General features: G+C 63.0%; 13 protein-coding genes. 8 read left to right on the top strand and 5 right to left on the bottom strand.

Annotated elements, in window-relative coordinates:
• Positions 1 to 36 precede the first annotated feature (36 nt).
• From lptB to lptC, 3 genes are read right to left on the bottom strand one after another with little or no spacing between them, the layout of a single operon-like run.
• Complete coding sequence (lptB, locus tag G6N73_RS32775) at positions 37 to 822, bottom strand: LPS export ABC transporter ATP-binding protein (RefSeq protein WP_246252759.1); 786 nt, start codon at positions 820 to 822, stop codon at positions 37 to 39.
• A 29-nt stretch (positions 823 to 851) separates the two neighbouring features.
• Positions 852 to 1,442, bottom strand: coding sequence for an LptA/OstA family protein (locus tag G6N73_RS32770; protein WP_165034085.1), 591 nt, complete (start codon positions 1,440 to 1,442; stop codon positions 852 to 854).
• Complete coding sequence (lptC, locus tag G6N73_RS32765; protein ID WP_165034084.1) at positions 1,429 to 2,142, bottom strand: LPS export ABC transporter periplasmic protein LptC; 714 nt, start codon at positions 2,140 to 2,142, stop codon at positions 1,429 to 1,431. Before lptC ends, G6N73_RS32770 begins: the two co-directional genes overlap by 14 nt.
• Before the next feature lie 370 nt (positions 2,143 to 2,512).
• Here lptC and sppA point away from each other — a divergent pair, with 370 nt between their 5' ends.
• The 4 genes from sppA (at position 2,513) to lhpI (ending at position 5,216) form a co-directional block, all read left to right on the top strand.
• Positions 2,513 to 3,469 (top strand): signal peptide peptidase SppA, encoded by a 957-nt coding sequence (sppA, locus tag G6N73_RS32760; protein ID WP_165034083.1) that lies wholly within the window; start codon positions 2,513 to 2,515, stop codon positions 3,467 to 3,469.
• A gap of 79 nt (positions 3,470 to 3,548) precedes the next feature.
• On the top strand, positions 3,549 to 3,833 hold the full coding sequence (locus G6N73_RS32755; RefSeq protein WP_165034082.1) for an integration host factor subunit beta: 285 nt from the start codon (positions 3,549 to 3,551) through the stop codon (positions 3,831 to 3,833).
• A 47-nt stretch (positions 3,834 to 3,880) separates the two neighbouring features.
• Complete coding sequence (locus tag G6N73_RS32750) at positions 3,881 to 4,210, top strand: lipopolysaccharide assembly protein LapA domain-containing protein (protein WP_165034081.1); 330 nt, start codon at positions 3,881 to 3,883, stop codon at positions 4,208 to 4,210.
• Between the two features lie 34 nt (positions 4,211 to 4,244).
• Positions 4,245 to 5,216: a bifunctional Delta(1)-pyrroline-2-carboxylate/Delta(1)-piperideine-2-carboxylate reductase gene (gene lhpI, locus G6N73_RS32745; RefSeq protein ID WP_165034080.1), complete on the top strand. Its 972-nt coding sequence runs from the start codon at positions 4,245 to 4,247 to the stop codon at positions 5,214 to 5,216.
• 12 nt (positions 5,217 to 5,228) lie between these two features.
• Here the strand turns inward: lhpI and G6N73_RS32740 are convergent, their stop codons facing one another.
• Together G6N73_RS32740 and G6N73_RS32735 are read right to left on the bottom strand one after the other, a co-directional pair.
• Entirely contained in the window at positions 5,229 to 5,894 is a 666-nt protein-coding gene (locus G6N73_RS32740) for a hypothetical protein (protein ID WP_165034079.1), read from the bottom strand.
• A complete protein-coding gene (locus G6N73_RS32735; RefSeq protein WP_165034078.1) occupies positions 5,894 to 6,304 on the bottom strand; it encodes a RusA family crossover junction endodeoxyribonuclease in 411 nt (136 codons plus the stop codon). The genes G6N73_RS32740 and G6N73_RS32735 overlap by 1 nt, the downstream gene beginning before the upstream one ends.
• A 165-nt stretch (positions 6,305 to 6,469) precedes the next feature.
• Between G6N73_RS32735 and G6N73_RS32730 the strand changes: the two genes are divergently transcribed.
• The 4 genes from G6N73_RS32730 (at position 6,470) to acuI (ending at position 9,911) form a co-directional block, all read left to right on the top strand.
• Positions 6,470 to 7,516 (top strand): RsmD family RNA methyltransferase, encoded by a 1,047-nt coding sequence (locus G6N73_RS32730; RefSeq protein WP_165034077.1) that lies wholly within the window; start codon positions 6,470 to 6,472, stop codon positions 7,514 to 7,516.
• The gene (locus tag G6N73_RS32725) at positions 7,513 to 8,367 is read left to right on the top strand and encodes a TrmH family RNA methyltransferase (protein WP_165034076.1); all 855 of its coding nucleotides are present in this window, start codon (positions 7,513 to 7,515) and stop codon (positions 8,365 to 8,367) included. The genes G6N73_RS32730 and G6N73_RS32725 overlap by 4 nt, the downstream gene beginning before the upstream one ends.
• The gene (gene lspA / locus G6N73_RS32720; protein WP_165034075.1) at positions 8,364 to 8,858 is read left to right on the top strand and encodes a signal peptidase II; all 495 of its coding nucleotides are present in this window, start codon (positions 8,364 to 8,366) and stop codon (positions 8,856 to 8,858) included. Before G6N73_RS32725 ends, lspA begins: the two co-directional genes overlap by 4 nt.
• A gap of 63 nt (positions 8,859 to 8,921) precedes the next feature.
• Positions 8,922 to 9,911, top strand: coding sequence for an acrylyl-CoA reductase (NADPH) (gene acuI, locus G6N73_RS32715; protein ID WP_165034074.1), 990 nt, complete (start codon positions 8,922 to 8,924; stop codon positions 9,909 to 9,911).
• The last annotated feature ends 41 nt before the right edge of the window (positions 9,912 to 9,952 follow it).

Genomic DNA, 9,952 nt, shown 5'->3' with positions numbered 1-9,952 from the left:
ATTTGCAGGCCGGCATCACCTGAATTTCAACGCACCCTAGAGGGTAAAGCCTTCGCCGAGGTACAGCCGCCGGACATCCGGGTCGGCGACGATGTCCGCGGCGGAGCCGTGCTTCAGGATCTCGCCATCATGGATGATGTAGGCGCGGTCGATCAGGCCGAGCGTCTCGCGGACATTGTGGTCGGTCACCAGCACGCCGATGCCGCGCGTGGTCAAGTGGCGCACCAGTTGCTGGATATCGGCCACCGCGATCGGGTCGATGCCGGCGAAAGGTTCGTCGAGCAGCATGTAGCTCGGCCGCGTCGCCAGTGCGCGGGCGATTTCGAGACGGCGGCGCTCGCCGCCCGACAGCGCCATAGACGGCGATTTGCGCAGATGCGAGATGTGGAATTCCTCGAGCAGGGCGTCCAGGCTGCGCTCGCGCTCCTTGCGGCTCTTCTCGACCACCTCCAGCACGGCGCGGATGTTGTTTTCGACCGTCAAGCCCCGGAAGATCGAGGCTTCCTGCGGCAGGTAGCCGACGCCGAGACGGGCGCGGCGGTACATCGGCATCGACGTCACGTCGAAACCGTCGATCTCGATCCTGCCCTGATCGACCGGCACCAGTCCAGTGACCATGTAGAAGCAGGTTGTCTTGCCGGCGCCGTTGGGGCCGAGCAGCCCGACCGCCTCGCCGGCCCTGACGCCGAGCGAAACGCCGTTGACCACCTGCCGGCCCTTGTAGCTCTTGGTCAGACCATGCGCGATCAGCGTGCCCTTGAACTTGTCGGCATTGGGCCGCAGCGTCGGGGCCGCAGGCTTCTGCCGCAACCGGCCGGACATGCGCGAAAACAGGGAAATGCTTTGCGGCATTACTGGTTCTGCGACCCGGACTGGTTCTGCGAACCAGGCGTAATCGACATCATGACCCGGCCTGTGCCGGAGCCGCCTTCCTTGCAGCCGTCGACCTGCGCTTCGCCGGTCTTCATCTGCACGGTCAGCTTGCAGCCAACCAGCACGTTGGGCCCTTCCGACAGCACCACTTCCTTGCCGGAAAGAACCAGAACCTCGGTCTTCATGTCGAACGTGCCGCGGTCGCCGGTCGCCACCTGATTCTCCGACTTGACATAGACCTTGCCGTCGACCTCGAGCCTGTCGATGTTGGCCGAGCCGGTTGCGGCCGATCCGCCATCCTTGGCGTAATAGACCGTCATCTTACCCGATTTCAGCAGCGTCGGGCCCTGGGTGACGCTGACATTGCCGCTGAAAATCGCAAGGTTCTCCGACTCACGGACTTCGAGCTTGTCGCTCTCGATCTGGATCGGCTCGTCGCCGGACATCTTCAGCCCCGAAAGCCTGCTCGTCGTGGCGCTTTCCTGCGCCGAAACGACGCCGGGCGCGGACGCCAGCACCAGGAGACCGAGCGCCACTGCTGTCAGCGGCCGAAAATCAGTTGACCACATCGGTGTCTCCATTTGCCTGTTGCGTCGCCTTCAGCCGCTGCGGATCGATGTCCATGCGGACGCGCTTTTCGAATACCAGAACCTTGCCGTTTTCACCAATCGTCATGGTGTCCGACGTAATCGTCGCGCCGTCCATCCTGATATCGACGGGATCTTCGGTTTTCATGCCGCCGCCGCCAATGTCGATCGTCGCCGACTTGAGTTTCGCCGTCATGCCGTCGGCGGTGGTGACGGTGATTTCACTGTCGATATCGAGCGTGTTCTTGTCGCGGTCGTAGACGCCGCCTGCCGCGTCGATCGTCGCCCAGTTTTCGGCATCGATGGGCAGCTTGGCGCTGATGCCTTCAAGCTGCACGACGCCTTCGTTCTGGAAGTCCTGGATGGCGCGCAGCGCATTCATCGAATAGGGGCGATTGTCCTTGGTGAAGCCGTCTAGCTTCGGATTTGCCATGACCAGCTTGCCGTCCGAAATCGCCGACCCATCGGCTTTGACCGCGACCGAAGCAGGCGTCATGACATAGGAATATCCCAGAAAGCCGAGCGCCATCGCCGCCGCAAGCAGCGGCAGCGCGCCCTTCAGCACGCGGACGGTACGCGAATGCCTCTGCGCGCGCGCGAATGCCTCGCGCGACGCCCTGTGCGCCTCGGCGGTCGGGACGCCCTTGCCATGGCTGGTGGTCGTCTGCGCGGATCCCGCCAAATCAATACCTTCTTGTTTCCGGCTCCATGCCGGGCGTTGCCGTCATTTGCAAGATCTCGACATGGCCCCGCCGGATCAAGCGTCTGAAAATCGCGAAATTATGGCTGCGCCGCTTTGCCGCCACCCGGCCTGGACGGCGCAAGCCCCGTCTGCCGAAAAAATTGTCGTAATCCTGTCCAAGCCGCCGCGAAAACCGGCCGCCGCCCGATGTCTGCGACTTACACTCCAATATGGTTATATTTGGGTGAATTGTCAGCCCTTTCCGCGCTGCAATGAACCCGCGAGAACGCGCCGCAGGCGAAAAGCGGTAGCTCTCGCTAAATCCTTGCTCTAAAACCGAACGCCTGCGCTCAAAATGCGAGACGAAGCCATGGCCTACAGAGCCGACGATCTGATCGACCGACGCCGCTTGCGGCGCAAACTGACCTTCTGGCGCATTGCCGCGCTCGTCATCGCCGCCCTCGCCATCGTGGCCGCCTCAGCCTGGCTCTATGGCGACGAGTTCGGCGGGACCGCGATCGACCATATCGCCAAGATCGAGATCGAAGGCACCATCACCGAGGATCAGGACCTCCTGGAACTTCTCGACGATGTGCGGAAATCCTCGACCGTCAAGGGCGTCATCCTGTCGATCGATTCACCCGGCGGCACGACCGCTGGCGGCGAGGCGATCTTCGACGCCGTCCGGCTGCTCGCGGCCGAAAAGCCAGTCGTCGCCCAGGTCGGCACGCTCGCTGCCTCCGCCGGCTACATGATCGCCAGCGCGTCCGACCACATCGTCGCCCGCCAGTCGTCGATCGTCGGCTCGATCGGCGTTCTCGTGCAGTTTCCGGACCTTACCGGGCTGATGGACAAGGTCGGCATCGGGCTCGAGGAGATAAAATCGACGCCGCTGAAAGCCGAGCCGTCGCCCTTCAACCCGACGACCGAGGAAGAGCGCGCCATGCTCCGCGCCATGATCCTCGACAGCTACGACTGGTTCGTTGGCCTCGTCGATGACCGCCGTCCGCTGTCGCGCGCCGAGGTGCTGGCGCTCGCCGACGGCTCCGTCTTCACCGGACGCCAGGCGCTTGAGAGAAAGCTGGTCGACAGCCTGGGCGGCGAGCGTGAAGCCGCCGGCTGGCTCGCCACCAGGGGCGTGAGCCCGGATTTGAATGTCATCGAATGGGAGCCGGAGGAAGAAGGATCGGTGCTGTTCCTGGGCAGTTCGCTGGCCGAGATGGCCGGCCGGGCGCTTGGCCTGCCCGGCTATGGCGGCGAATTCATCCGCGAGATCGGCGCCGACCGCTTGTTCCTTGACGGTCTGGTGTCGGTCTGGCACCCTTGAGGATTGCCGGGTGAAGCGAAAAGACGAATAAAATCATTCGTATACTGTGACACCAGAAACATTGGCGAGGGACGCGCTCATGATCAAATCCGAACTCGTGCAGATCATTGCCGCACGCAATCCGCACCTTTTCCTGCGGGATGTCGAAAACATCGTCAGCGCCATATTCGATGAGATCACCGACGCGCTCGCGGAGGGAAACCGCGTCGAGCTGCGCGGTTTCGGCGCGTTTTCCGTGAAGAACCGGCCGGCCCGCACCGGCCGCAATCCGCGCACCGGCGATTCGGTCGAGGTCGAGGAGAAGTGGGTTCCCTTCTTCAAGACCGGCAAGGAACTGCGCGAACGGCTGAACGCGCAAAAGTAATCTGTCCGGGCGGCGTCGGCTGCAATCCGGCTCTTCTGGGAAAACACATGCTCAACCGTATCCTGCTCGTCGCCGTCGTGGTCCCGGTCGCGACCATCCTGATCGCGCTCGCGGTCGCCAACCGCGCACCGGCCGCCTTCACGCTCGATCCGTTCAACCCCGGAAATCCGGCGCTGACGGTGCAATTGCCGCTGTTTTTCCTTCTGTTTGCCGCGCTGGCGCTCGGCATGATCATCGGCAGCGTCGCAACATGGTTCCGGCAGGGTCGCTACCGCAAGCTGGCGCGCCAGCGCGCACGCGAGGCCGAATTGCTGCGCGAGGCGGCGCCCCGCCCCGCCGGTTCCAACGCGCCGTCGCTGCCGACGCCGAGCCATTGAGCCTTCTCAGGCGCAACCGAGACAGGGAAGACAAATGCTGACAATTTCGGCCGGCGAGGTCGACAAGGCGCTGACCTTTCCAGGTCTGGTGGAGACGCTGCGCACCGCTTTCCGCGAGGGCGCGGTGCAGCCGGTGCGCCATCACCACACGATCGAGCGCCCCACGGGTGCGGCCTCGACACTGCTCCTGATGCCTGCCTGGACCGATTTCAACGCGGCCCATGGCGCCGGCGGCCATATCGGCGTCAAGATTGTCACCGTCTCGCCCGACAACAACACCGTCCAGAAACCCGCCGTCATGGGCCTATATTTGCTGCTTGACGGGGTGACCGGCGAACCGCAGGCGCTGATCGACGGCCAGCGGCTGACGCAGTGGCGCACCGCCTGCGCCTCGGCGCTCGCCGCCAGCTATCTCGCCCGCGAGGATGCCTCGAAGCTGCTGGTCGTCGGGGCGGGCGCATTGTCGCCCTTCCTGGCCAGGGCGCATTCGGCGGTTCGCCCTATCCGCCAGATAAAAATCTGGAACCGCACGCAGGCTAATGCCGAAAAAGTCGCGGCCGAGCTTCGTGCCGAAGGCTTTCCCGCGGAGAAAGCCGGCGATCTCGACGCCGCGCTCGGCGAGGCCGACATCGTCTCCTCGGCAACCATTTCGACCACTCCGCTCGTCAAGGGCGCCATGCTGAAGCCCGGCGCGCATGTCGATCTGGTCGGCGGCTTCACGCCGATGATGCGCGAAAGCGACGACGACGCGATCCGCCGCGCCCGGGTCTTTGTCGACACCCGCGCCGGCGCGACCAAGGAGGCCGGCGACATCGTCCAGCCTCTGGCGTCAGGCATACTGTCGAAGGACGCGATCGTCGCCGACCTGCACGAGTTGGCGCGCGGCGAGAAAAAGGGCCGCGAGAGCGCGGACGAGATCACTCTGTTCAAGTCGGTCGGCGCGGCGCTGGAGGATCTCGCGGCGGGCATTGCGGTGTTTCGCAGCAGGAGCGCCGGATCCAGTTAACGCGGCATTTCTCTAACGTCCCGACAGACTCTCCGATCCGCCTGATCGTTCAAGTCGTTTCCGCAACGCATCGATCACGTTCAGAAAATTTCCGACGTCAGCGCTGTCCGCAATTTCGGAGAGTTCTCCGTGGATCACAGCATTTCGAACCTTCGCAAGTTTTCGGAGCAATCGTTCGTCGCCGGGAGAGAGATATCCTTCTGACGTAAGTTTTTGAATGAGCCGCCCCGGCGTTTGAGGCCGTTGAAACTCGCCGGGAACGAGTTTGCGCGAAAGCGCTTCAAAAATGCCCCATGCCAGTAACAATCCGGCTGCCGTCTCTCCCGACAGGAAAACTTTACGGGCACTTCGAATTGATTCATCGATCTGTTCGGCGGAGGCTTCACGAAGTTCCGGCGCTCTTGCACCTCGGTCCAAGACGACTCTCAATTCCCAACCGGGAAGTTTTGCAATCTGCCTTCGCAATTCCTTCAGTCTGTCCTCTGCGCCCGAACCTTCACGAATGACTTCAATGACATATTTTGGATCGCGCCCGACGGCCACAGCGTCAGGCCCAAATGAACGGAGCAATCCAGGCACAAGGTCGCTGCTCCCCCGATAAACTGTGTAACCCCGCTCTTCCAGCTTTCGAGTTTCAACCGCGAGGAGCTCTTGTTCGCTACTGACCGGGTTTGCCACTATCTTAGCTCTTCAAAGGGATCGGTTGACATTCTTATGTAGAGCTTTGGTTTTTCGCCTGCAATCGCTTCAGTCAAGCGCTCGCTGGGTCCATCAAAGGCAAAAAAGTTATCCGGTTCAAATTTCTGCACGACCACACGTTCAACCTGATGGTCGTCGACATAAATGTGATTATTCAACGAATCCAAAATGGGCTTAACGATGTTGTCGATATCACCCTGCATGTTTTCAGCGGGAAAATAGTACAGCGTTACGGCTATGCGCTCCTTTGTTAGCCAATACCCCTCCGGAAGCGAATCCTTGCTGGCGTTCTGGATTTCCTGTTTCCAAAGCTTCCTCGACCGCGAGGAACTTCCAAGCGAAACGGGCGTTCCTGACACGACGAACTCAAACGGAAAATCCGGCTCCAAGAAATTCCCCCACCACCGGTCTTAGGGTGTCTCCGAATTTGCAAGTTTGCAAGGCGCTGAGAAACCGGCGAACCCTGTTTCCATCCACCGCAAAGATTAGCCTTTGTTGCGCCGCCGCATGGGCTGTGCCAAAAGCGGCCCGATGCCGCCGGGAGACCCTCTTCCTTGAAACCTTCGCGTGACAAACGCCGCGAGAGACGCCCGGAGCGCGAGCGGCCGAAGTCCGCCGCCATCGCAGCTCGCTCGGAGCCGCGCCCGCCGAAGGCCGAGGAACCGGCAGCCAGGCCGCGCGTGCTCCGCCGCCGCGAAGGCGCGTTGCCGGCCGAAAAACTGCCGGTCATCCTCGAAGTCGCGCCCAATGCCGACTACGCGCTGATCGACAGCGGCGGCGGCGAGAAGCTCGAGCAATACGGCCCCTACCGCATCGTCCGGCCCGAAGGCCAGGCGATCTGGCAAAAAGCGCTGCCGGCCCGCGAATGGCAGCAGGCGGACGCGATCTTCACCGGCGATACCGACGAGGAAGGCATGGGCCGCTGGCGTTTTCCCAAAACGCCGCTCGGCGAAACCTGGCCGATGCGCCATGACGGAATCGATTATCTCGGCCGTTTCACCTCGTTCCGCCATGTCGGCGTCTTCCCCGAGCAGGCCTCGCACTGGGACCACATGGCCGGGCTGATCCGCGATGCGAAGCGCCCGGTGAAAGTGCTCAATCTGTTCGGCTATACCGGTCTGGCGTCGCTGGTCGCCGCCCGCGCCGGCGCGGAGGTAACCCATGTCGACGCCTCGAAAAAGGCGATCGGCTGGGCCCGCGAGAACCAGCAGATGGCGAGGCTTTCCGACAAGCCGATCCGCTGGATCGTCGATGACGCGATGAAGTTCGCCGAGCGAGAGGAGCGCCGCGGCAATGGCTACGACATCATATTGTTCGATCCGCCGGCCTATGGCCGCGGGCCAAAGGGCGAAGTCTGGCAGCTTTTCGAGGATCTGCCGGCGCTGGCCGATATCTGCCGCGCGATCCTGACGCCCAAGCCGCTGGCGGTAGTGCTGACCGCCTATTCGATCCGCGCCTCGTTCTTTTCGATCCACGCGCTGATGCGAGATACTTTTGCCGGCATGGGCGGGACAGTCGAATCCGGCGAGTTGGTCATACGCGAAAAGGCCGCAAGCCGGGCGCTTTCGACGTCGCTGTTTTCGCGCTGGGTAGCCGCATGAGTGAGCATCGCCACGGCGCGCCGGGCCAGGTCAAGGAAGTCACCAGCCTCGCCAACCCGCTGATCAAGGATATCAAGGCGCTGGCGCTGAAGAAATTCCGCGACCAGCAGCATGCCTTCATGGCGGAAGGGCTGAAGCTGGTGATCGACGCGCTCGATCTCGGCTGGTCGATCAGGACGCTGGTCTTCGCCAAGGCCGGGCGCGGCAATGCGGCAATCGAGAAGGTCGCGGCGCGTACGGTCGCCGCCGGCGGCACTGTGCTGGAAGTTTCCGAAAAGGTGCTGACGGCGATCACCCGCCGCGACAATCCGCAAATGGTGGTCGGCGTCTTTGCGCAGCGGCTCATGCCGCTGAAGGATATCCAGCCTAAAGACGGCGACGTCTGGGTGGCGCTCGACCGCGTGCGCGATCCGGGCAATCTCGGCACGGTGATCCGCACCGTCGACGCGGTCGGCGCGAAGGGCGTCATCCTGGTCGGCGAAACCACAGACCCGTTCGCGGTCGAGACGGTGCGGGCGACAATGGGCTCGATCTTCGCGGTGCCGGTGGCGCGCGCGACCACCGAAGCCTTCCTCGCCTGGCGCAAGGGATTTTCCGGCCTCGTCGCCGGCACGCATCTGAAGGGCGCGGTCGACTACCGCTCGGTGGATTATTCCGGCCGCCCGGTCGTCCTCCTGATGGGCAACGAGCAGCAGGGCTTGCCGGACGAACTCGCCAATGCCTGCGACAAGCTCCTGCGCATTCCGCAAGCCGGGCGCGCCGATTCGCTCAATCTGGCTGTCGCCACCGGCGTCATGCTGTTCGAGATAAGGCGCGGCGCACTGAAGCTCGGCGCGGAGGATGCCCGGTGAATTACAGATCGCTTGCCGCCTATGCCGGCCTCGTCGTTGCAGCCGTCGCGCTCGACCAGTGGATAAAGCGGCTGGTTGAAACCGGGCTTGTCCTGCACGAGAAGGTCGACATGGTGCCCTTCCTGGCGCTCTACCGCACCTACAATACCGGCGTCGCCTTCTCCATGTTCGAGTGGGTCGGCGATAAAGGTTTGATCATTATGTCGCTGGCCGTCATCGCCTTCGTGCTGTTCCTGGCCAAACGGACGGAGCGCAACCAAATTATGGCGCGTGTCGGCTTTTGCCTGATCATCGGCGGCGCGATCGGCAATCTGATCGACCGTGCCGTCTACGGCCATGTCATCGACTACATCTTGTTCCATACGCCGGTCTGGTCGTTCCCCGTGTTCAACCTCGCCGACGCCTTCATCTCGGTCGGCGCGTTCATCGTGGTGCTGGACGAATTCCTCAACTGGCGCGGCGAGACGCCGGCGGAGCCTTCGGACGATTGATTTTGCCGGACAGCGACCGCAAAAATCGCTATCGATTAAAAAAGAGAACGAGCGAGGAAAGAAATGCCCGAGACCTTCAAAGCCATCCTCGTTTCGCGCGATGAAGACAAGAAGCAGTCGGTCGCGGTCACCGAGATTTCCGAGGCCGACCTGATGGAAGGCGACGTGACGGTCGCGGTCGAAGCAACGACGGTCAATTACAAGGACGGGCTGGCGATCACCGGCAAGGCGCCGGTCATCCGGCGTTTTCCGCTGGTGCCGGGCATCGACTTCGCCGGCACTGTCCTGGAATCGTCCAATCCCGAATGGAAAAAGGGCGACAAGGTCATCCTCAATGGCTGGGGCGTCGGCGAAACCCATCACGGCGCCTATGCCGAGCGGGCCCGGGTCAAGGGTGAATGGCTGGTGCCGCTCCCCGAAGGCATGAGCCCGCGCGACGCCATGGCGGTCGGCACCGCCGGCTATACGGCCATGCTCTGCGTCATGGCGCTGGAGCGCCACGGCATCACGCCGGATCGTGGCCCGGTGGTGGTGACCGGTGCCGCCGGCGGCGTCGGCTCGGTGGCGATCTCAATCCTTTCCAGGCTCGGCTATCATATCATCGCCTCGACCGGCCGAACCGAGGAGGAAAGCTACTTGCGCGATCTGGGCGCGACGGAGATCATTTCGCGCGACGAGCTTTCAGGTCCGGCCAAGCCGCTTGGCAAGGAGCGCTGGGCCGGCGGCGTCGATGCGGTTGGCAGCCACACGCTCGCCAATGTGCTGTCGATGACGAATTATGGCGGCGCTGTCGCCGCCTGCGGCCTGGCGCAGGGCATGGATCTGCCCGCCAGCGTCGCCCCCTTCATCCTGCGCGGCGTGTCGCTGCTCGGCATCGATTCGGTGATGGCGCCAAGGGAACTCCGCCTCGAAGCCTGGCGGCGCATCGCCACCGAACTCGACCACGCCAAGCTCGCGGCGCTGTCGACGACGATCGGCTTCGCCGGCATCATCGACGCCGCCCACCGGATCATGGACGGAACCATCAGGGGCCGCGTCGTCGTCGAAATGTAGCCGGACTCGACGGCAATCAGAGACCGTTTGAGAATTCGCTC

This window comes from Allomesorhizobium camelthorni (genome assembly GCF_011045125.1).
Classification (GTDB): domain Bacteria; phylum Pseudomonadota; class Alphaproteobacteria; order Rhizobiales; family Rhizobiaceae; genus Allomesorhizobium; species Allomesorhizobium camelthorni.
The sequence above is the reverse complement of the archived record's forward strand: the minus strand, read 5'-3'. Positions and strand labels throughout refer to the sequence as shown.